This window comes from Marinobacter sp. M5B (genome assembly GCF_042604615.1).
Classification (GTDB): Bacteria; Pseudomonadota; Gammaproteobacteria; order Pseudomonadales; family Oleiphilaceae; genus Marinobacter; species Marinobacter salarius.
Window position 1 is genome coordinate 3,106,277 of the sequence record NZ_CP156894.1, and the last position, 20,932, is coordinate 3,127,208.

A 20,932-nucleotide genomic window follows, 5' to 3' on the forward strand; every position below is an offset into this window, starting at 1 on the left:
CCGCCTCTACCAGGGCGGGGTTACCGCTCCCCATTTCGTGCCCTTCCTCACTCTTTGTGCCTTGCCAACTTGATAGACTTCTGGCTCACGCTTCTGGAACGTTTTATCTGGCATGGACAACCCTATGTTTCACCTAGCTGCACGGACCTTCACCGCTGTATTCACTCTGTCCACTGTTACGTTGATGATCGGCTGTGACGGTAGTGGCGACGCGAACGACGACGTGGCAGGCCGGGGAAACAGCTTCCCGCCGACAAAAAACGCGATCGATGACTTCACGCCCGGCTCAACCGGCGATTCCAACAATGCGTCCGGCCTGGCCAAAGATGAAGTGCGGATTACCATGGAGGTGCCGGAATCCGTTGCACCAGGTGGTGAGTTGACGCGCCGCAACCTAAGGATTGTGGAGCCCGACACCATTCGGGTTTACCTGACCGATCAGACCCTCCGCGAGCTCGGCTCCGTAGAGACTCGGTCCCGCCGGGAAGACAGCGGGCGAACCGTCATCCGTTTTGAGAATGGACGACCGATAGGACCCAATGTCGTTATCGAAGCCACTTATGGCAACAGCCGCATGCGATCACTGGCGGCCGATGAAGACCGGGACGTGAAAGTAAACCCGTTTTCGGAGTACCTCGTGACCAACTCGCTGGACCTCTACAGCTCCGGCGAGTTCTCTCAGATCATGGACTGTGTGAACGACGTCAATGGCTCACTGTGCTTGAACAAGTACGTCTGGCCCACGCTCGCCGATCAGGTCCATGATTTTGAAATCAATATCCCCGGCAATCTGGATGTCGACGGAGCACTCGACCTGCTAGAGGAACGGGGAGATTTCACCCGATATGTGGACGCTATGGCCGATTACGCACTATTGGGAGAAAGCTCCTCCGGCAAGATAGAAGCCAGCGCCGCGAACTACAATTCAGTGTTCTGGGGCGTCGAATTGGGGCAAACGTTTCTCGAGTCCAGCATTGCCGGCTCCGGCCAATGGGGCGTGCGGATCGCCCGCGAGGAAACCACAACCGACCAGAACGGTACCGGCTATGTTTACCCGGGCATGACGTTAACCTCCCTCGACGCCTTCAATATTCGAGTCACCAACCTGGCCAGCGATATCCCCTATGATCGCCGGGCCCTGATACATGCCGATGGCAACGAGTTCTTCGACCGCCCGGCCTGGGATCTGAATACCCACTCATCCTCGCCTGGCGCCGCCACCGTGGAGGACGAAACCCGCCTGCTGGCCGGTCGCGCCCTTTACCAGAGCATCACCGGCCGTGGTAGCTCCCGGATCATCGGCTGGACCCGCAACCCCTATTTCATGAGCGCATACGTCGGTGGCGGCGCCGAACAGCCCGATCGAGTCCTTAGTGGGTATTTCAGCGCCGGGAAAGCGATTGAACTTCGCTCGGAGAGCGGTGAATTGAAGCGCGAGCGGACACTGGAAGATCACTACCTGTCCGTGTTTGAACTGAACCTGCTCAGGAAAGAAGGATTCGAGCGCCAGAAACTGGATGGCCGCAACTACAACGTGGCTTACCTGTCCACCCGCATGGGCGATGAGAACCAGCCCTTCGTGGTAGAAGCCGGCGTGGGAAACTGGCAGATCAGTGGCCCATCCGTCACCCAGACCATGGCGACCACCTCCCTGCGCAGGGACAACACGGGGAACGTCACTGTTTCTGTGCCGGCAGACAACCCCGGCCAGCGGGACGCCAACTGGGTCATCAGTGAGCGTCAGTCCCGGGTTTACGACCCAAACAGTGGAAACCGTATCGTCAGTAACGGGCGCCTGAATCTGGACCGCGACAGTGCCTCCGGCCTGGATGAGAAGCCGGATATCGCCGTCGGCGCATCAACGCCGAACGGTTCGCTGATGGCCTTCAACCTGGACACCAATGCTATTGGTGATGGAATTCTGGTGGCTGCCGAGCAGGCCAATGCCTCTCCACCCAGCCAGGGGCGCTACCGCCTTCAGGGCGTGGGGGTGGGAATGGAGCAGGCCAGCAACCGGCTGATGCATTTCGATAACGCCCTGCTGGTGATTGAATCTTCCGGCAGCGCCCGTCTGGAGGGCCGGACGCTCGAGGTTGTCCATCAAGTCAATGCCGAATCGGTCTCCACTCCGCAGGCACAGTCACCCGGAACGGTATCCCTGGCGTACACGGCCAGCAACACCGGGGCTGCAACGTTTAGTGCGGGCAGCCTGACGCTGGACGGCTTTTTCACCAGCGATCAGGATCAGTTTTTCCTGCAACTCAGGCAGACAGAGGGCCAGGAAGAGGTGCTGGGGTTGCTCATGGCGACACGCCTGCCAGAATAGCGGGGAGCAAACCACCCGGGCGACGTTGGCGTATAACCTGTTATAATTGCTGTCATATCGATTGTAACGAGAGGTTTTATGTCTTCTGGTATCCGGGCACTGTGGTTGATAGTTCCGCTGATGGTTTTTGGTTTGTGGGGCATACTGCACACTCCTGACCCAGACCACGACCGCGACGCCGAGGACTCGGATGTCGCCCTGGCCAAACTGCCCTCACTCCCTGGTTGGTCACGAGCGGACTTGCCGGATTTCTCCGCCTACCGTGATACCACCGAGAAGAAAGCCGCGTTTTTCTCGTTCCTGTATCCACGTATCGTGCTGGCAAACTCCCGTATTCTGATCGAGCGTGATTACCTCGACAGCCTGGCCGGCAAGGACGAACTCAGCAAATCGGAACTTTCCTGGTTGAAAAGCCAGGCCGAGCGCTTGAGGGTTGATGAAGAACCCGGCAGCGAAACCATGTTCCGACGCCTGAAAAACCGCCTCGATGTGATTCCGCCCTCGCTGGTGCTGGCTCAGGCCGCCAATGAATCCGCTTGGGGCACCTCCCGTTTTGCACGTAGAGGCAACAACCTGTTCGGACATTGGTGTTTCTCGCAGGGCTGCGGTCTGGTGCCCCGGGGGCGAGTTGAGGGTGCCAGTCATGAAGTGGCAAGCTTCTCCTCGCCTTACCGATCTGTGCGTTCGTACATTCAGAACCTGAATCGCCATCCAACCTACCAGTTGCTCAGGGACATTCGCCTGAAAGCCCGTAATCGTGATGATATCGCCAGTGGTCCAAGCCTTGCTGCCGGTTTGCTGGGGTATTCCGAGCGCGGTGAAGATTATGTGGAGGAGATTAGAAACATGATCCGCCACAACAACCTGGATTATTATGATGACGACTTCCAGGCTATTGTTCAGGGGGCTAACTCCCAGGAACTCTTGGAGTTGGCTGCGGCAAAACAGGAGCAGGCACTGTTGCCCGGTGCCACCACCGCTGACGAAACCAGTAGCGAAGGCTGACACCGCCATCACACAACCAAGCTAAATCGTATTCCGGAGACATCGGTCAATGTCCAGGTTCTTGCCCGCACCCGTCAAAGGCGTGCTCGCAGTGCTTTGTATTGTTCTTAACACCCTTTGGCTATTCCCGATCCTGATGGTGTTTGCCGTGATCAAGTTGTTGATCCCGACGCCTTCGGTTCGCAAAGGCTGCACCATCGTTCTGAACCGCATCGCGTGGTTCTGGATTGGCTTCAACAATGTGCTGGCTGACGTACTTCACAACATCGAGTGGGATGTCCGCGGCGCTGAGGGCCTGAGCCGCGAACACTGGTACTTCGTCACCTGCAACCATCAGAGCTGGGCCGACATTCCGGCCATCCAACACGTATTGAACAGCCGCATCCCGCTATTGAAATTTTTCCTCAAACAGCAATTGATCTGGGTACCCTTGCTGGGCGTGGCCTGGTGGGCGCTGGACTTCCCCTTCATGCGACGCCACACCAAGGAGCAGATAGCCCGGCGTCCGGAATTGAAGGGCAAGGACGTGGAAGCCACTCGAGCCGCCTGTGAGAAGTTCCGGTATACACCAGTGACCATTTTCAACTTCATGGAAGGTACACGACTCACACCGGCCAAACACCAGAGTCAGAATTCGCCCCACAAACACCTGCTAAGGCCTCGCGCAGGCGGTACGGCCTTTGTACTGGAAGCCATGGGCGAGTCCCTGCACACCATGCTGGATGTGACCATCGTATATCCGGACGGCAAGTCCGGCATTTGGGATTACCTGTGCGGGCGGATCCAACGGATTGTGGTTGATATTCGAACGCGAGAAATTCCACACCGTTTCCTGGGCATGGACTACGAAAACAACCGTGAAATACGGGCGGACTTCCAGCGTTGGGTAAGCCAGGTATGGGAAGAAAAGGACGCTCTTATAGACGAGCTGAAGCAGACTGGCTGAACGTTACAGTGTTTTCACTATAGCAACCCCAGTTCACGGGCGCGGACGATGGCCTGCGTGCGTGACTTCACCTCGAGCTTGGCGTTGATACGACGAGCATGGGTTTTGACCGTGTGCAACGAGATGTGAAGGCGGTCGGCAATGTCCTGGTTCGACAACCCCTGGGCAATCAACTCAAGCACTCCTTGCTCCCGGTCGCTGATAGGCTCAGCCAGAGACGCGTGCTCTTTCATATCGGTGAGACCGTAAAGCCTCCCTATTGCGTCGACAAATGGCGCATCTGGCAGCTGGGTCCAGGTTTTCTCAAGCAGTTCCTGAAGCTCTCCCCTCAGCTCCGCGAAGGGGCTGATGTAGTGCTCTTCTCCTGCCATGGCTATAGTGGCGGTCAGTATTTTCTGGGCAGCGGAAGGGCCTTTCTGGCGCCAGCTAAGGACACTTTCCAGCAGCCTGGAATATAAGTCCAAACCGAAAGGCAATGTCTCCCCGCCGTTGTCCCGAATGTTCCGGACGGTTTCAGCAGCCTTGATGTCATCACCCCGCGCCAGTTCGATCCTCGCCTGCAGGCATTGCAGCATGCCAGGCATCATTGGGAACATTTCCGGCACGCAATTCACCTCCCGCCATGGCTTGAGCCGTTCCATAGCCTGTGCCGCCGTGTCCGTCTGACCCAGAGCCAGCCAGCCGCTGATTTTCAGAGCCTCAAGCACAGGCACATAGACGGACTCGTCGACCTGCCACGACTGCATGGTTCGCTCGGCACGACCAATCCAGGCAAACGCATCGTCCATCCGATTCTGGGTGCGGCAAATCAACACCCTCAGCGCCATGGCCAGCAGCAACCCAAGATCGCGGGTTTGCTCTGCATGGCGAACACAGGTCACCAACAGGCGATCTGCTTCCGCCTGTCGTCCCTGGTGCCAAAGCACCATCACCAGATTTAGCTGTAGGCGTGTTTCGCCAACACGTGCGGGCCGCGATGACTCGTTCATGGCGGTATCCAGACCAGTGCGCAGCAGTTGCTCTGCGTGTTTCAACGATCCCTTGCCAAGCTCGATCCGTGCGTGGGCATAGACTGCCAGAACTTCCGAACCAGCGTCTCCAGCCTCTCGAGCCAGCCTTGCGGCAATGCGATTGGCCTCCCGGGCATCGCCAAACCTGCCAGCGGCGCATAGCGCACTGGAACGAACCAGCTGCGTCACCAGCTGGCCCTGAGTAGACAACTCCTCCGCCTGCAGGGCTCTGTCTGCGACCATCAGGGCCTCATCAACACTGCCCTCGCCGCGGAGAATAAAGGCCCTGAGCGCATCGACCCGGCCAGCAAGTTCGGGACGCTCGCCATTATCGAGATCGTTGATCAACATTCTTGCCTGCCTGAACTGGCCACCGATGGCATGGACCCAACCGTAGACAATCTTCAGACGCGCGCTTTTCTCCAGCAGCCCCGACGGCAACGACCGGCGAAGCCGAAGCAATGACGCGGTATCCTGGCCAATCAACAAAGCCTCTGAGCCTTCGGAGGCTATCCGGACTGATTCCTCAAGACTGCCGCTGACCAGCGCATAGCGCAGTGCCTCGGGAAACTGATGACGGTCGCTAAACCAGCGACTGGCTTTCAGAGCACGCTCCTGCGACTCATCAAGGGCCGGCGTCTGTAACCAGTCGTGAAGCAAAGGGTTCAGGCGGAACCAGCGCCCACGACCCGGCAATGGACGCAGCGGGATACCGCTTTCCGAAGCCGCAGAGGGTCGAAAGGCATGATCACACCCAGCATCAGCCAATGACAGGAACAGTTCGTCCGAGACGATCTCCATTTCCGCCATGATTCTCAGAGAACGCTGTTGACCAGGCGTTAAATGAATCAGCACAGCATCCCTGAGAAAACGCTCAACACTGAAGGTTTCCTGTATCGGCAATCGGGATTCCGGCGCGGAGTCCAGTTCCCGCTGGTACAACCCCAAAGGCGTAATCCATCCCTCAGTCAACGAAAACAGATGCTCCACAGCAACCGTGGTCAGTTGATTACGGTCGATCGCAGCGTGGAAGAACTCGAACGTTTCCAGCCTTGTCAGCTCAAGGGAATCCGCGCCGATTCTATTGAATCGGCCTTCCAGTTCGAATGTGTGGGTCTCAAATGGCAGCGGCTTTCTGGACACCATCACCAGCGCCAGACCAGAAGGGATGTTCTCAACCAGCTGCTGAAGCAGGGCGATGGCTGCCGGATTGGCGACAGTGCCAACGTTATCAATCACGAGCACACTGTCGCGGTCCGAGTCGCTCCAGTGAGCATCGGACAATAGTAGGGCAAGCGCATCCGTATTGCTGGAAGCTTTCTGTTGCCCTGACGGTCGTGAGGTGGCACCGGGCGGTGTCAACGCGATTTCAAGCAAGGCCAACAGTCGCCCGGCATCATTTTCCTGCCCGGTCAAAGCCAGCCATCGGAGGGTGTCGGGGCTACGGGAGGTTTCACGGAACGCCGCACTCAGGGCATGGGTTTTTCCATAACCGGACGGTGCCTCAAGCAACAGGGCTGAGCCCGGCGTTATTACTGAGGTCAGTTTCTCGGTCAGCGCTGTTCTTTTGAGATAATTCGGAACGGGCTCCGGCATCCGTACCCGCTGGCGCAACAAATCCCTGATCAGCTCGCCACGATGAGTGCCGCCTAATGTTGACTGGAACTCATCATTGGCCGCACGGCCATCATCGAATGGTTTCACTCTTTGCCCCGTTGAAAGCCCGGAATCTATGAGCCCGATGGGCCCTTATCCGGCAAATGTGATCTCTGCTTTGTCGTTGCTGCGGCGCCCTGCATCGGGTACGCCTTTAGTATTAGTAGGGAGAGGTTAAACCAAATCAGGGGTAGGCTGCAAAAATTTGACGGGAAGATAACGAAATACCGGCAAATTCCCAACATTCGAGGAAATTCAAGGACTTTAACAAAAAAGCGGCGGACCCAAGGGTCCACCGCTTTCCAGTCAGCCGGGATTGCTCCCGGATAACGGTGACTTACCGCGTACCTGCACGACGCAGAGCAGCGGGTGTGTAGTCACGTGACATGCGATCAACCCCAAACTCGTAAGGGTTGGATTCTTCGTTGGTCAAACCCAGAACCAGATACCGTCCAGACAGCAGGTCGTACAGGGTTTCAATGGCGTACCAGGGAACGATCTGATCATAGAACTGCATGCTGTGCGCTTCTGCCACACGCCACAGTTCTCCACGACCATCGTAATGATCGATTACTGCCGCCTGCCAGGAGTCTTCATCGATATAGAAGTCACGCTGGGCGTAGATATGACGCTCACCGTCCTTCAGTGTGGCACGCACGTGCCAGACACGGTGCAGCTCATAGCGGGTCAGATTCTGGTTGATATGGCCGGCCTTGATGATTTCGTCATAGTCCAGGCTTCGGTCGACCAGCTTGTAGGAGTTGTACGGAATGTACATTTCCTTCTTGCCAACCAGCTCCCAGTTGTAACGGTCAGGCGCGCCGTTGAACATATCAAAGTTGTCGGAGGTACGCATGCCGTCCGCAGCGGTACCCGGGCCGTCATAGGCAACCTGCGGGGCGCGGCGTACACGACGCTGACCGGCGTTGTATACCCATGCGCGACGCGGTTCCTCAACCTGGTCGATGGTTTCGTGAACCAGCAGTACGTTACCAGCAAGGCGGGCCGGGGCGGTGATGGCCTGCTTGAAGTAGAACAGTACGTTCGGGTCCTGCCCCGCCTCATAGTCTTCCAGATAGGTTTTCCACGTCAGTTCGTCCTGGAATTTCACAACGCTGAAGGCGCCGTCTTCTGTCGGAGTCACCTGCCCTACGTTGCGTTGAACGGAACCACCGCGATAGCGGGTGATGTGGTTCCAGATAACTTCCAGGCCATTCCGTGGAATCGGGAATGGCGTAGCCGTCTGGTAGTTACCCAGGCCATTACCATTCTTGATCAATTCCACACTCGTGGCGTTGTCAACGGTATCCTTCATGACCTGTTCCGGGTATGCAGCGGAACGGTGTGTCTCGTATACCGGCATCACGTATTCGTCATAACGCTTGATCATTGCGACCTGCCCCGGGGACAGGTTCTCCGCATACTGGTCAACGTTGCTCTGGTTGATAGTGAACTTTGGCTCCTCGTTCGGGAACGGGTTCACGTAGATACCATCGTTTTTGTACCCGGCAGGAGGTGTCGTCAGACCTCCATCCCAGGCCGGAATAGCGCCCCCGTTACCCGCCTTCTCAGCACCCATTGGCGTAAGCGAGTCACCGAGCTTGGCCGCTTCCTGTGCGGAAACCGCGCCAAAGGCGTTACCCGCAATCAACGTTGCGGACAGAATGCCAGTGGCCAGTAGCTTCTTGTTCAGTTTCATTTAAATTACCTCGTTAAACGAATTCAGGCCGAATCAGAATGAGTAGGAAACGCTCGCACTCACGAAATCACGGTCGGTCAACTCGTTATACGGCTTGCCACCGAAAAAGTTTGTGTAACCGATATTACCGGTTATACGGTTTTGGTATACACCCTGAAGTGACAGGCCGATAGCCTTGTTGCCTTCGTTGAAGTTACCACCAGGCTGCGGCGCATAACCCTGAACGTCATGGCTCCAGGCCAACTGCGGCGACAGGTTGATACCAGCGATTGCGTTCGGGTAGTCCCAAACCAGGCGCGTGCGGTAGCCCCAGGAGAAGGAAGTCGTAAAGCCCTCGTTGTTGCAGTAGCTGACGTTGATATTCTCTGGCGGATTCCCACCAGCACCTTCACAGAGATCACCAACGCTCGACGGAATAGTACCTACACCGAACGTACCCGAGCGACCGTAACGGGCTTCATCTTCGTCCGGAAGATCGTGAACGTAGGTAGCACCAAATTCAGTGATCAGGGAGAGGCGACTTGCCCCCATGACCTGATCAAAGAACTTAATCAGCGTGAACTGAGCCTGGGAGACATTAAAACGATCGTAACCGTCCACAGCCGTACCGGCCAAGTTTCCGCCATTGGCTTCTTCAAGACGCTGCCGCTCCAGAAGGCTCAATATTTCATCATTTGGCCCTCTCTTCTGAAGACCGCCATATATCAGTTCGAAAGCATTCCACTGCAGAGGCACGTTGTCACGGAAGCTATATTCAGCCCCCAGAGACCAACCACCTGGGGTCGTGGTGTTGATACTGATACCATAGAGATTGATGTTTTCAGGATACTCAATAAAGTAGCTCGGAAACGTGGAGTTCGGTTTGCTCGGATCATTTTGCTGACTGCCGCTGGGTGAAGACGGGTTGTTCACCAAGCCACTGACATACGGCAGACGGCTGTTGTACTTGATGTAGTAGAAACCAAGCTCTGAGTCGTTCAGGGCTGGCACATACCAGCGCAGCGCGACACCAAACTGGTCTTTGGAGTCCGCCTCACGGTCCGCCAGACGAGGAGCAATGAACCCCTGCGCCGCCGCTTGGGAATCAGGCAACTGACCGGCCAACAAAACCGGGCCACAGCCGTCAGCGGCAAAGTCGTTTGTCGAGAAGAATGTGCCACAATCATCTGGGCGAACCGGCTCCCAGTCAGCTTGCACAAACGCTTCAACAGTCACGTTTTCCGTAATACCCGCCGAGGCATAGAACATTTCAACAGGCAACAGCGCGTCTTTTAGTTCGGAGCCTGGTGCCCGGAAGGCAGGTACGTCGACCGGGTTAATGGTATTGATACCGCCCTGGATGAACGTACTTTCACCCCAGCTCAACACCTGCTTGCCGTAACGGAGACTGACCGGAACATTACCAAAGTACCAGTCCGAGAATACGTAGGCGTCAAGGATTTCACCGCCAGAGGCATTATCTTTGGCTTCGTCGTTCAGTTCACGGCGCTGACCGACGGGGTCCACGGCCCGGTTCTCATCTTTCAGTTCGAAGTCATACCAGTACCGACCACGCACAAAACCACCAACGCGAGTCAGCGTGTCGCTGTCTACGTTGTAGTTGAGGAACAGCTCGCTGTTGCCTTTGACGATTTTGGAGTAGGTATCCCCTTTCTCGAAGTTGAGGTTACCGTCATCATAGTTGTTGGTGGACGCACCAACAGTGGTGTTTGCAAACTGTGGCCCCAAGTTACCCTGGGCAATCAACCTTCGGTCCTGTGACTCGGTACGCCAGCCAATGCCCGCCGACAGCGTCGTATTGAAAGAGGCTTCCACATCCCCCACGTAAAATGAATAGGCAGCTGCCTGCCCGGATACTCCGGCTGCAACCGCTACGGCCAGCGGCAACTTGGTCCACTGCTGCCATTGATGTGTTTTTCTTGTCATTGGAAGGCTACTCCATTGTTGTTCTGAGTCGCTGCTCTGATTATTGGTGTTCACGATGTTTGGAGGCTTCATGCACAGTGCTCGTGATGTTGGCACTATAGCTAACGCCATCGAACGCTTTGATCAGTCAAAAGTATGATTTTACGATTACGCCCCTCTCTGCGGCAGACTTCCCTCGCACTGACTCACTATAGTCAACAAATTTGGATGCAACCAGCCGGCACAAATCACAGCAATTCAATAGCCATCGCCGTTGCTTCGCCACCACCAATACACAGTGCTGCAACGCCCTTCTTCTTGCCGTAGTGCTTGAGGGAGTGCATCAGCGTCACCAGCAGGCGGGAGCCGGTGGAGCCCACCGGATGGCCCTGGGCGCAGGCGCCGCCGTGGATATTAACCTTCTCCGGGTCCAGGCCGAGTTCGCGGATGGGCATCATCGCCACCATGGCGAAGGCTTCGTTGATCTCAAACAGGTCCACGTCGTCTTTTGTCCAGCCGGTTTTGGCGAAAAGGGTTTCGATGGCACCCACCGGAGCACAGGTAAATTCCGACGGATGCTGGGACTGGGTGCTATGGGCAACAATCCGTGCCAAGGGTTTAAGGCCGCGCTTTTCGGCTTCGGATTCACGCATCAACACCAGTGCAGAGGCTCCATCCGATATTGACGAGGCATTGGCCGCGGTGACCGTGCCGTCTTTGGCAAAGGCCGGGCGCAGGCTCGGGATCTTTTCGATGTTGGCGTTGTGGGGTTGCTCGTCGTCCTCAACCACTACCTCGCCTTTGCGGGTTTTGACGGTAACCGGGATGATTTCATCTTTCAGCAGCCCTTCTTCAATGGCTCTCTTGGCCCGGGTCAGGGAGGTAATCGCGTATTCGTCCATCTCTTCCCGGGTGTAGCCTTTCTTGTCGGCCATTTCCTGAGCGAAAGCCCCCATCAGCCGACCGGTTTCCGCGTCTTCAAGGCCGTCCAGGAACATATGGTCCTGAGGCGCCTGGCCAGGCCCCATGCGGTAACCACTGCGAACACCCTGAAGAATGTACGGTGCATTGGACATGCTCTCCATACCACCGGCAACCATAATATCGTTGGTGCCGGCCTTGATCACATCGTGGGCAAACATGGCGGCTTTCATGCCCGAACCGCAAAGCTTATTGATCGTAGTGGCACCAGTGCTGTCCGGTAGCCCTGCCTGGCGCATTGCCTGGCGAGCCGGCCCTTGCTTGAGCCCTGCCGGCAGGACATTGCCCATGATCACTTCCTGCACGTCTGCCGGCTGCAAGCCGGCACGGCGGATAGCTTCGGCAATACTGATAGCGCCCAGCTCCGGCGCGGAAACCGCGGCTAGACTGCCCTGGAATCCGCCCATGGGGGTGCGCACACCGCTGACGATGACGACGTTGTCTGTGCTCATTGCTTGATCTCTCTATAGTTTGGGTAGTTCGTTATCAGATTGGACTTCGTTTAGTCCGACGCCTATCAGGCCTTGTGAGGTGCCTCGAGGTATTCCCTGGATTGCATTTCCAGCAACCGGGACTCCGTGCGCTCAAACTCAAACCCTAGCCGCCCGCCGGCATACAGGTCCGTAATCGAAGCTTCTGCGGAAATGATCACCTTGACGTTGCGATCGTAAAATTCGTCAATCATGTTTATGAATCGCCGGGCCTGATCGTCCTTGTCTTTTCCCAGCACCGGGACATTGCTGATAATCACTGCATGGAACTCCCGCGCCAGCTCGATGTAGTCGTTCTGGCTGCGCGGGCCATCGCACAGAGTCTTGAAATCAAACCAGACCACGTCATCGGCGTGGCTGAGGGCAGTCAGCTTTCGGCCGTTGATATCCAACTCCAGGCTGTGGCTGCCCGCCTCAAGCGCAAGCCCGTCGTAACTTTTCTGAAGGCTCTTGTCGGCATCCTCATCCAGGGGAAAGTGGTACAGCTCAGCCTGTTCCAGGGTTCTCAGGCGATAATCCACACCGCCATCCACATTCACCACCTCGGTGTGTTTCTTGACCAGCGCGATGGCGGGCAGGAAGCGGGCACGCTGCAGGCCATCCTTGTAAAGCCCGTCAGGCACGATATTGGAGGTACAAACCAAGGTCACACCACGGCTGAACAGACCATCCATCAACGTTGCCAGTATCATGGCGTCACCGATGTCAGAGACAAAAAATTCGTCAAAGCAAATCACCCGGGTTTCGTCCGCAAACATTTTCGCCACGATATCCAACGGGTTTTTCTCGCCTTTCAGGCTTTTCAGTTCCTTGTGAACACGCTGCATAAACCGGTGGAAGTGCACCCGCATCTTGCGATCAAAGGGCAGAGCTTCATAGAACGTATCCATGAGGTAAGTTTTACCGCGACCCACGCCGCCCCAGAAATACAAACCCTTCACCGGATCTTCTTTGCCCTTCTTGAACTTGAGGCGAAGTTTGACCATCGGTTTGTCACGCTCCCTTTCCGCCGCCACCAGTTTGTCGTAAAGTGACTGCAAACGGCGGACCGCATCTTCCTGGGCCGGGTCTTTGTGAAACTCGGGCCGCTCAAGGTCCTGCTGGTATCGTTCCCATGGGGTCATATGGGTAGTGGTCATACGGATTCGCTTTTGGGGTGTCATTAAGGCGTTTCCCGAAGTATGGTCATTCATAACGGCGGCGTATTGTGGCCGATTTTGGCTTTTTTCGCCACGTTCAACACCCTGAGAAACCGCTGCAACAGCGGGGGCGAGCCAGACATACGACGCAATACGACGATTGGCGCACGAGGCAATCGTGCGTGAACGGGCCTTGGGACGGTATACTTCGGGAAGGAATTCCTATTCATTAAAAGGATCATACAGCTTATGACAAACCTGATTCTGGCAGCCATCGCCGCATTGATTGTCGGCATTGTCATCGGAGTACTGGTTGGCCGGTCTGGTCAGGGCTCTACGCTGCGGCAGCGCCGGGCTGAACAGCAGATCGAGGAGCTGAGAAACGAGTACACACGCTATCAGGCGCAAGTGAACGAGCATTTTATGGAATCTGCGCATCTGCTGCGCCGCTTCAACGACACCTACCGGGACGTAAATCAGCACATGGCGCGGGGCGCTAACCGCCTGTGCAACGACGAAGACTGGCTGTTGGAGCTCGAGAAAGAGAACGCCAAGGCGCGTCTGGAAGGCGCCGCCAGCAAGGATGATGCAGAGCCACCCCGGGACTACGCCCCCAAGAGCGACCCCCAGGAGAAAGGCACCCTCGCCGAAGACTTTGGCCTGGCCGAAAAGCAGCAGAAAGCCTGACGCTTACACCGGGTTATCGCAGTCGATAAACCGGTGACTTACCCCAAATGCTTGCTCCAGGGCCCGCCCCAGGGCCTGAACGCCATACCGCTCAGTGGCGTGATGGCCAGCTGCGTAGTAATGAATACCGCATTCCCGGGCAGTATGGGTAGTGGGTTCTGAAATCTCGCCACTGATGTAAGCATCCAGCCCGGCTTCCAAGGCGCTGCCAATGAACCCCTGAGCTGCACCGGTACACCAGCCGACCCGGGAAATCTCTGCGGAGCCGTCCCCGACCCAAAGCGGAGCACGGGCCAGACGCTCTCCGATCAACTCCGCGAACGCCCGGGGCGCCATCGGGGCGCTCAGTTCGCCCTGCCACACAAGTCCGCCCAGTGGCCGGGGATTGAGAATACCCAACACGTCGGCCAACTGCCGATTGTTGCCATACTCAGGGTGATCGTCCAACGGCAGGTGGTAAGCAACCAGATTGATATCGTGCTCCAGCAGGCGCTTGATCCTGTCCCGTTTCATGCCACGGATGGCCTGATCCTCACCTTTCCAGAAATACCCGTGATGCACCAGAATCATGTCGGCATCGGCTTCGATCGCCGCGTCCACGAGCGCCCGGGAAGCCGTGACGCCACTTACTATGGTACGGACCTCTTCAGTGCCCTCGACCTGCAGGCCATTAGGGCAATAGTCCTTGAAGTCTTGCGGGGCCAACCAGTCGTTCAGTGTGCGGAGTATCTCATTGCGTGAAGCCATGCTGCCTCCGTGGGTTTGCCTTGAATGTCTCGTGTTACACCAACGGTTTAAGGCACTCGACCAGTCGCTTGTTCTGGTCCGCCGTGCCGATGGTGATGCGCAGGAAGTCCGAGATGCGGGGCTTATTGAAGTGACGCACGATAACCCCCTTCTCCCGAAGCCCCTTCGCCAACGCCTCACCGGCATGATCCGGGTGGCGCGCAAGAATAAAGTTGGCCTTTGAGGGCAATACATCGAACCCCAAGGCTTCCAGTTTCGAGGTAACCCACCCTCGCTCGCCAATGACGCCTTCGCAGGTGGCTCGAAACCAGTCTTCATCCTCGAATGCTGCAATGGCGCCGACCTGAGCCAGGCGGTCAATAGGATAAGAGTTAAAGCTGTTCTTGACGCGGTTCAGGGCTTCGATGACCTCCGGGCTGCCGATGGCGAAACCGACGCGCAACCCGGCCAGGGAACGGGCCTTGGACAGCGTTTGGCAGACCAGCAGATTGGGATATTTCCCCACCAGCTTGATCGCACTCTCGCCGCCGAAATCCACATAGGCTTCATCCACAACCACGACCCGGTCGGGATTGGCGGCGACGATAGCCTCAACCTTATCCAGCGCCAGGTAACGCCCAGTGGGCGCATTGGGATTGGGGAAGATGATGCCGCCGTTCGGCTGCTTATAGTCCTTGGGATCAATCTCAAAGCTGTCGGTCAGCGGTACGGTCTTGCCTTCGATGTTGTAGAGGCCGCAATACACCGGATAAAAACTGTAGGTGATATCGGGGTACAACACGGGCTCACCGTGCTGGAACAGACCATAAAAGATGTGTGCCAGCACTTCGTCGGAACCGTTACCGAGGAAAACCTGCTCGCCCTGCACGCCATAGTAATTCGCGATGGTGCTTTTCAGAGCTTCACTTTCGGGGTCCGGATAAAGCCGAAGGCTGTCATTCAGTTCCGTGTTGATCGCCTCGATCACCTTCGGAGACGGGCCGAAAGGGTTTTCGTTGGTATTCAGTTTCACGAGGTTGGCCATTTTCGGCTGCTCCCCCGGTACATAGGGGACCAACTCTTTGACCCGTGAACTCCAGAACTTACTCATCTGACTGGCCCTCCCGAACCCGATACTCTGCAGAACGGGCGTGAGCCGTTAACCCTTCTCCACGCGCCAGAACAGAGGCAACTCGCCCCATCTTGTCGGCACCGGCTGCAGAAAAACCAATCAGGGACGACCGTTTCTGGAAGTCATAAACCCCCAGAGGAGAGGAGAAACGCGCCGTCCCGGACGTCGGCAACACATGGTTCGGCCCGGCGCAATAATCGCCCAGCGCCTCCGCCGTATAGCGCCCCATAAAGATGGCACCGGCATGGCGAATCTCGTCCACCAGATTTTCCGGATCTTCCACCGAAAGCTCCAGGTGCTCCGGCGCAATACGATTGGAAACGCGAGCCGCTTCCGACAAGTCGGCCACGTGAATCAGTGCAGCTCGATCCGTCATCGAGGTAGCGATGATGTCGGCCCGCTCCATGGTCGGCAGCAGCTTGTTGATGCTGGCTTCCACGGCATCCAGGAAATCGGCATCGGGACTGATAAGAATGGACTGAGCCTGCTCATCGTGCTCGGCCTGAGAGAACAAATCCATGGCAATCCAGTCTGGGTCAGTCTCGCCGTCACAAATCACCAGAATCTCCGAAGGACCGGCAATCATGTCGATACCAACGGTTCCGAACACCTCTCGCTTGGCGGTAGCGACAAAAATATTGCCCGGCCCAACAATCTTATCGACGGCAGGAATGGTCTGTGTGCCGTAGGCCAAGGCACCCACCGCCTGGGCACCGCCCACACAGAACACACGATCCACACCGGCAATCGCCGCAGCGGCGAGAACCATATCGTTCACCACACCATCCGGCGTAGGAACCACCATGATCACCTCGCCCACGCCCGCGACCTTAGCCGGGATGGCGTTCATTAGCACGGAGGAGGGATAGGCAGCCTTGCCACCGGGCACATACAGCCCTGCCCGATCCAGCGGCGTGACCTTCTGACCGAGTACAGTGCCGTCATCGTCTTTATACTGCCAGGACGTCTGATTCTGGCGCTCGTGATAGTCACGCACCCGCTCGGCGGCCTTCTCAAGGGCAACACGCTGCCCCTGGGGAATAGCCTCCAGCGCCTGCAGCAACCGCTCCTGCCCCATTTCCAGCTCAGCAACAGTGCCAACCTTCAAGCGATCAAACTTCTCGGTAAACTCCAGAACCGCAGCATCCCCACGGGTTTTCACCTCATGCAGGATATGACGAACCGACTCATTCACCTGATGATCCACACTGTCTTCCCACGCCAATAGCTTGGCCAGCGCACTGTCAAAGTCACTGTCGGAAGCGTTCAATCGTCTGATGCTGATATCGGTCATCACTAAATCCTGTTTCGGATTGTTTACTCTTTGTGTTTAAGGCAACGCCTTGGCATGGGAAGTGATCAGGGACGGCTTTCCAAAACTGTACGGAGCCATGGATGGCGAAGTCCAAGCGTCACATGGACGTGCCGAAGGAGCGTGTTTTGGAAAGCCGTCCCTGAGTGCTTCTTACTCTGAAGCTCGCCTTTTTTCAACGGCGATCGACATTTTCTCAATTATGGGATTAATGCCCCGGTGTTTCATCTTCATCGAGGCACGGTTAACCACAAGGCGAGAACTGATGTTTTCAATCAGCTCGCGAGCCTCAAGACCATTCGCTTTCAAGGTATTGCCGGTATCAACGATATCGACAATCTCGTCGGCGAGCCCGAGAATCGGAGCAAGCTCCATCGCACCATAGAGCTTGATGATATCGGCCTGCCGCCCCTGGGCCGCGTAATAGCGCCGAGCCAAGTTTACGAACTTGGTCGCCACACGCAAACGGCCCTCTGGCGCTTTGCAGTCTTTCTTCCCGGCCGTCATCAACCGACACCGGGAAATATTCAGGTCCAGCGGCTCATACAGCCCCTCACCGCCGTGCTCCATCAGCACATCCTTACCGGTTACCCCCAGATCCGCTCCACCGTATTGCACATAGGTGGGCACGTCGGTGGCCCGAAGGATCAAAACCCGTACGTTCGGGTCCGTGGTGGGAAACACCAGTTTCCGGGACTTCTTAACATCGTCGACCAGCTCGATACCCGCTTCTCTTAACAGCGGCAGGGTCTCGTCGAGGATTCGCCCCTTCGACAGCGCGATGGTGATGGAATCGGTCATGCGTCTTTCCGGTTCAATGTGTTCAGGCTGGCAGGCGGCGGATACTGGCACCCAACAGCTGCAATTTTTCTTCGATACACTCGTAGCCACGGTCGATGTGGTAGATGCGATCAACGATGGTGTCTCCATCCGCCACCAGCCCGGCAATGACCAGGCTCGCGGACGCCCGCAGGTCCGTTGCCATCACCGGGGCACCGGTGAGGTGATCCACGCCCTTGATGATCGCCGCGTTGCCCTCAAGAGTAATGTCCGCACCCATGCGGATCAGTTCCTGCAGGTGCATGAACCGGTTCTCGAAAACCGTTTCCACGATGGTGCCAGTGCCTTCGGATACCGCGTTCATCGCCGCAAACTGCGCTTGCATATCGGTCGGAAACGCAGGGTATGGCGCTGTGCGTAGGCTAACCGCTTTTGGCTGATTGCCTTTCATATCCAGCGAAATCCAGTCCTTGCCCGTATCAATGTGGGCACCGGCCTCTTCCAGCTTCAGCAGGACCGCTTCCAGCAGATCCTCGCGGGTATCCTTGAGCTTGACCCGGCCACGGGTAGCTGCTGCTGCAACCAGGTAGGTGCCGGTTTCGACGCGATCCGGCAGCACATCGTAGTGACAGCCATGCAAACGCTCGACACCGTTGATCTCAATCGTTGCGGAGCCATGACCCTTGATGTCAGCACCCATGGCGATCAGGCATTCAGCGAGATCCACCACTTCCGGTTCCCGGGCAGCGTTTTCCAGGATGGTTTTACCATCGGCCAACGCGGCAGCCATCATCAGGTTTTCCGTACCGGTGACGGTCACCGTGTCCAGGAAGATGTGCGCGCCTTTCAGGCGGCCATTGGTCTTTGCCTTGATATAACCGTTTTCGACCTTGATGTCGGCGCCCATCTGTTCCAGGCCATGAATGTGCAGGTTCACCGGCCGGCTACCGATGGCACAGCCACCCGGCAGGGACACTTCCGCTTCACCAAAGTGCGCTACCAACGGCCCTAACACCAGGATCGAGGCCCGCATGGTTTTCACCAGCTCGTAGGGCGCATGGAACTGCTTGATGGTGTTGGCGTGAACTTCGACGCTCATTTTTTCGTCGATCATCAGTTCCACACCCATGCGGCCCAGCAGCTCGATCATCGTGGTGATGTCGTTCAGGTGCGGCAGGTTGCCCACGGTCACCGGCTCATCCGCCAACAGGGTGGCAGCCAGAATCGGTAGGGCGGCGTTCTTGGCGCCGGAAATCCGGATTTCGCCATCGAGAGGCTTGCGGCCTCTGATCAGAAGTTTGTCCACAATGGTGTCCTGTAGTTTGCGGGCGTGTCAGCCCTGGCGCGCGGCCCATTCAGCCGGTGTAAAGGCCTTGGGGTGCAGGGCATGAATGGTACCGTCCAGAATGTGCTGGAACAGCGCCTTGTTGATCAGTTGCTGCCGTTTGATGGTTGGCAAACCCTCGAATACATCGCCCACTACAACAACAAGATAGTGATTGCCATCGACCTGCACTTCGACCTCACAGCCGGGCAGCGCCTCTTTAACCAACTCGGCAACTTCGGTGGCTTCCATAAATAATCCTCGGGCGTTTTTAAATCAGGGGCGAGATTGTAACCAATTATGGCATTCGGGTCAGCTATGGTGCAGGTTTTCAGAAGAGGACTGGGCGGAAAAACCCGGCAAATGGCGATCAAGGCCGCTCAGGGCCGCCAAAGAGTTCAGCCGTTCACTTACGCCGGTAAATCGCAGAGCCTGACTGCGGGCAACTGCAAGGCGGTGCCAACACAGCAGCAGAGACAGCACCACGCTGTGCGCGGTGCCCATGGCGGACAGGTCCACCTGTAAATCCGCCTTGCTCGCCCGTATCCACTTCTCGCCTTCCTGCCTGACAGAAATCACGGTGAGCGGATCAACCGCGCCGCTCACCAATAGCGTGTCGCCATCAAGAGTCACCACGGGCCGGCTCGCATTCATGATTTGTCGACTTCACCTTCGAGATTCAGCGATTCCACTGCATCGCCCCAGTCGTTGATAACAGCCTGGACCTTGCCGCCGCTCTTCTCCATCTCCTGGCTGAAACGATCACGGAAAGCCAGCCCGATGTTCACACCTTCGACGATCACGTTTTCCATCATCCAGCGACCTTCATCCGTTTCGTACATGGAATAAGTCACAGGGTAGCGGTTGCCAGAGGCACTGATCACCTCCATACGCACAGACGCCCGACCGTCGTCATTCGGGTTGATCGTGGCTTCCTTTACCTCGATGGTAAAATCGTCAGCACTCACCAGAGCCTGAGCGTAACTGTCGAAAAGACTGCGCTTGAACTTCTCAACAAACTCGTCGCGCTGCTCCGGTGATGCCTGCCTTGCATAGCGACCCATGACCCGGGCGGCAATTCGGCGAAAGTCGACGAAGTTCTTCAGCTCCTGATCCATGCTCCGATAAAACGCCTGTGGATTCTGCTCGTACAGGCCCTTTTCCTGATGGAGCTTGTCGACCAGGCGCTGGGTATTTTTATCCACATACGTGCGGAGGTCCTCCTCTGGTCCGGCGTGGGCCGGTGCTGCCAGCGCCACCATCAGCAACGCAACAATCATCAGGCTATGTCTGATCAGAACCATGGTTTTCTCCCGTGAACCACTTTCTTTCATTGTGACTGCCCGGAGGCAAAGTTGGATATGAGCCGCTCAAGATTCATGGCGGATTGTGTGGAATAGAAGGTATCCCCGTCCCCCAGGGACTCCATATCACCGCCCACCGATATATCAATGTACTGTTCACCAAGCAGCCCGGATGTACGTATTACTGCTGAGCTGTCCGCCGGAATATTATCCACACTGGCATTAACATCAATGGTCACGCGGGCCTGGTAGGTTTCCCGATTCAGGGTTATCTCCCGGATCTTGCCGACCGTGACACCAGCCATGGACACTTTTGCCCGGGGCGTCAGCCCGCCAGCGTCGTTAAAATTGGCGTAGAGCGTGTACGAACTTTCCGGGGCCTTCGGTGTCAGCCCGCTGACCTGCAACGCCAGGAACATTATGGCGGCGATGCCTGCGATCATGAACAGCCCCACAATCACTTCTGTTGTTCTCTGTGCCATTCCGGCCCCCTGTTTCCTGACGTTTCA

At 56.8% G+C, this 20,932-nt stretch carries 18 protein-coding genes; 4 read left to right on the forward strand and 14 right to left on the reverse strand.

Translation table 11 applies throughout. The annotated features are described in order from the left end of the window. Positions 1 to 124: 124 nt before the first annotated feature. The 3 genes from AAGD24_RS14080 to AAGD24_RS14090 all read left to right on the forward strand — a co-directional run bounded on the left by AAGD24_RS14080 (position 125) and on the right by AAGD24_RS14090 (position 4,277). The gene (locus AAGD24_RS14080) at positions 125 to 2,326 is read left to right on the forward strand and encodes a hypothetical protein (protein ID WP_379865452.1); all 2,202 of its coding nucleotides are present in this window, start codon (positions 125 to 127) and stop codon (positions 2,324 to 2,326) included. Positions 2,327 to 2,404: 78 nt separating this feature from the next. Further along, the gene (locus AAGD24_RS14085; RefSeq protein ID WP_379865454.1) at positions 2,405 to 3,331 is read left to right on the forward strand and encodes a glucosaminidase domain-containing protein; all 927 of its coding nucleotides are present in this window, start codon (positions 2,405 to 2,407) and stop codon (positions 3,329 to 3,331) included. Positions 3,332 to 3,380: 49 nt separating this feature from the next. Further along, positions 3,381 to 4,277, forward strand: coding sequence for an acyltransferase (locus AAGD24_RS14090; RefSeq protein ID WP_036209915.1), 897 nt, complete (start codon positions 3,381 to 3,383; stop codon positions 4,275 to 4,277). A gap of 17 nt (positions 4,278 to 4,294) precedes the next feature. On the opposite strand, the gene AAGD24_RS14095 is transcribed toward AAGD24_RS14090, so the two are convergent. The 5 genes from AAGD24_RS14095 to zapE form a co-directional block, all read right to left on the reverse strand. Continuing rightward, complete coding sequence (locus AAGD24_RS14095; RefSeq protein WP_379865456.1) at positions 4,295 to 6,991, reverse strand: LuxR C-terminal-related transcriptional regulator; 2,697 nt, start codon at positions 6,989 to 6,991, stop codon at positions 4,295 to 4,297. A 289-nt stretch (positions 6,992 to 7,280) separates the two neighbouring features. Next, positions 7,281 to 8,642, reverse strand: a complete 1,362-nt coding sequence (locus tag AAGD24_RS14100) for a DUF1329 domain-containing protein (protein ID WP_213479562.1) — start codon at positions 8,640 to 8,642, stop codon at positions 7,281 to 7,283. 33 nt (positions 8,643 to 8,675) lie between these two features. Then, a complete protein-coding gene (locus AAGD24_RS14105; RefSeq protein ID WP_379865458.1) occupies positions 8,676 to 10,568 on the reverse strand; it encodes a DUF1302 domain-containing protein in 1,893 nt (630 codons plus the stop codon). A gap of 227 nt (positions 10,569 to 10,795) precedes the next feature. Further along, positions 10,796 to 11,980 carry a thiolase family protein gene (locus AAGD24_RS14110; protein ID WP_136633035.1) on the reverse strand — a complete coding sequence of 395 codons (1,185 nt, stop codon included), beginning with the start codon at positions 11,978 to 11,980 and terminating at the stop codon, positions 10,796 to 10,798. A gap of 65 nt (positions 11,981 to 12,045) precedes the next feature. Next, positions 12,046 to 13,143: a cell division protein ZapE gene (zapE, locus tag AAGD24_RS14115; RefSeq protein ID WP_177190585.1), complete on the reverse strand. Its 1,098-nt coding sequence runs from the start codon at positions 13,141 to 13,143 to the stop codon at positions 12,046 to 12,048. A gap of 264 nt (positions 13,144 to 13,407) precedes the next feature. On the opposite strand from zapE, the gene AAGD24_RS14120 reads away from it, so the two are divergent. After that, positions 13,408 to 13,845, forward strand: a complete 438-nt coding sequence (locus AAGD24_RS14120) for a YhcB family protein (RefSeq protein WP_007155665.1) — start codon at positions 13,408 to 13,410, stop codon at positions 13,843 to 13,845. 3 nt (positions 13,846 to 13,848) lie between these two features. Here AAGD24_RS14120 and AAGD24_RS14125 read toward each other — a convergent pair whose 3' ends face one another. The 9 genes from AAGD24_RS14125 to mlaD all read right to left on the reverse strand — a co-directional run bounded on the left by AAGD24_RS14125 (position 13,849) and on the right by mlaD (position 20,905). Next, entirely contained in the window at positions 13,849 to 14,592 is a 744-nt protein-coding gene (locus tag AAGD24_RS14125) for a Nif3-like dinuclear metal center hexameric protein (protein WP_036209901.1), read from the reverse strand. Between the two features lie 34 nt (positions 14,593 to 14,626). Further along, the gene (gene hisC, locus AAGD24_RS14130) at positions 14,627 to 15,682 is read right to left on the reverse strand and encodes a histidinol-phosphate transaminase (RefSeq protein ID WP_075196501.1); all 1,056 of its coding nucleotides are present in this window, start codon (positions 15,680 to 15,682) and stop codon (positions 14,627 to 14,629) included. Further along, a complete protein-coding gene (gene hisD, locus AAGD24_RS14135; protein ID WP_213479559.1) occupies positions 15,675 to 16,997 on the reverse strand; it encodes a histidinol dehydrogenase in 1,323 nt (440 codons plus the stop codon). The genes hisC and hisD overlap by 8 nt, the downstream gene beginning before the upstream one ends. 171 nt (positions 16,998 to 17,168) lie before the next feature. After that, positions 17,169 to 17,816 (reverse strand): ATP phosphoribosyltransferase, encoded by a 648-nt coding sequence (gene hisG, locus AAGD24_RS14140; RefSeq protein ID WP_091641007.1) that lies wholly within the window; start codon positions 17,814 to 17,816, stop codon positions 17,169 to 17,171. 22 nt (positions 17,817 to 17,838) lie between these two features. Continuing rightward, positions 17,839 to 19,101 carry a UDP-N-acetylglucosamine 1-carboxyvinyltransferase gene (gene murA / locus AAGD24_RS14145; protein WP_036209888.1) on the reverse strand — a complete coding sequence of 421 codons (1,263 nt, stop codon included), beginning with the start codon at positions 19,099 to 19,101 and terminating at the stop codon, positions 17,839 to 17,841. Positions 19,102 to 19,128: 27 nt separating this feature from the next. Further along, on the reverse strand, positions 19,129 to 19,371 hold the full coding sequence (locus AAGD24_RS14150; protein WP_036209886.1) for a BolA family protein: 243 nt from the start codon (positions 19,369 to 19,371) through the stop codon (positions 19,129 to 19,131). Positions 19,372 to 19,431: 60 nt separating this feature from the next. Next, entirely contained in the window at positions 19,432 to 19,773 is a 342-nt protein-coding gene (locus AAGD24_RS14155) for a lipid asymmetry maintenance protein MlaB (RefSeq protein ID WP_036209883.1), read from the reverse strand. Continuing rightward, on the reverse strand, positions 19,770 to 20,423 hold the full coding sequence (locus AAGD24_RS14160) for a phospholipid-binding protein MlaC (RefSeq protein WP_036210348.1): 654 nt from the start codon (positions 20,421 to 20,423) through the stop codon (positions 19,770 to 19,772). Before AAGD24_RS14160 ends, AAGD24_RS14155 begins: the two co-directional genes overlap by 4 nt. A 26-nt stretch (positions 20,424 to 20,449) precedes the next feature. Continuing rightward, positions 20,450 to 20,905, reverse strand: a complete 456-nt coding sequence (gene mlaD / locus AAGD24_RS14165; protein ID WP_007155310.1) for an outer membrane lipid asymmetry maintenance protein MlaD — start codon at positions 20,903 to 20,905, stop codon at positions 20,450 to 20,452. Positions 20,906 to 20,932: the final 27 nt, after the last annotated feature.

Coding starts and splice junctions, on each gene's coding strand:
- AAGD24_RS14080 (WP_379865452.1), top strand. CDS start 125: ATGTTTCACCTAGCTGCACGGACCTTCACCGCTGTATTCACTCTGTCC.
- AAGD24_RS14085 (WP_379865454.1), top strand. CDS start 2,405: ATGTCTTCTGGTATCCGGGCACTGTGGTTGATAGTTCCGCTGATGGTT.
- AAGD24_RS14090 (WP_036209915.1), top strand. CDS start 3,381: ATGTCCAGGTTCTTGCCCGCACCCGTCAAAGGCGTGCTCGCAGTGCTT.
- AAGD24_RS14100 (WP_213479562.1), bottom strand. CDS start 8,642: ATGAAACTGAACAAGAAGCTACTGGCCACTGGCATTCTGTCCGCAACG.
- AAGD24_RS14105 (WP_379865458.1), bottom strand. CDS start 10,568: ATGACAAGAAAAACACATCAATGGCAGCAGTGGACCAAGTTGCCGCTG.
- AAGD24_RS14110 (WP_136633035.1), bottom strand. CDS start 11,980: ATGAGCACAGACAACGTCGTCATCGTCAGCGGTGTGCGCACCCCCATG.
- zapE (WP_177190585.1), bottom strand. CDS start 13,143: ATGACCCCATGGGAACGATACCAGCAGGACCTTGAGCGGCCCGAGTTT.
- AAGD24_RS14120 (WP_007155665.1), top strand. CDS start 13,408: ATGACAAACCTGATTCTGGCAGCCATCGCCGCATTGATTGTCGGCATT.
- AAGD24_RS14125 (WP_036209901.1), bottom strand. CDS start 14,592: ATGGCTTCACGCAATGAGATACTCCGCACACTGAACGACTGGTTGGCC.
- hisC (WP_075196501.1), bottom strand. CDS start 15,682: ATGAGTAAGTTCTGGAGTTCACGGGTCAAAGAGTTGGTCCCCTATGTA.
- hisD (WP_213479559.1), bottom strand. CDS start 16,997: ATGACCGATATCAGCATCAGACGATTGAACGCTTCCGACAGTGACTTT.
- hisG (WP_091641007.1), bottom strand. CDS start 17,816: ATGACCGATTCCATCACCATCGCGCTGTCGAAGGGGCGAATCCTCGAC.
- AAGD24_RS14150 (WP_036209886.1), bottom strand. CDS start 19,371: ATGGAAGCCACCGAAGTTGCCGAGTTGGTTAAAGAGGCGCTGCCCGGC.
- AAGD24_RS14155 (WP_036209883.1), bottom strand. CDS start 19,773: ATGAATGCGAGCCGGCCCGTGGTGACTCTTGATGGCGACACGCTATTG.
- AAGD24_RS14160 (WP_036210348.1), bottom strand. CDS start 20,423: ATGGTTCTGATCAGACATAGCCTGATGATTGTTGCGTTGCTGATGGTG.
- mlaD (WP_007155310.1), bottom strand. CDS start 20,905: ATGGCACAGAGAACAACAGAAGTGATTGTGGGGCTGTTCATGATCGCA.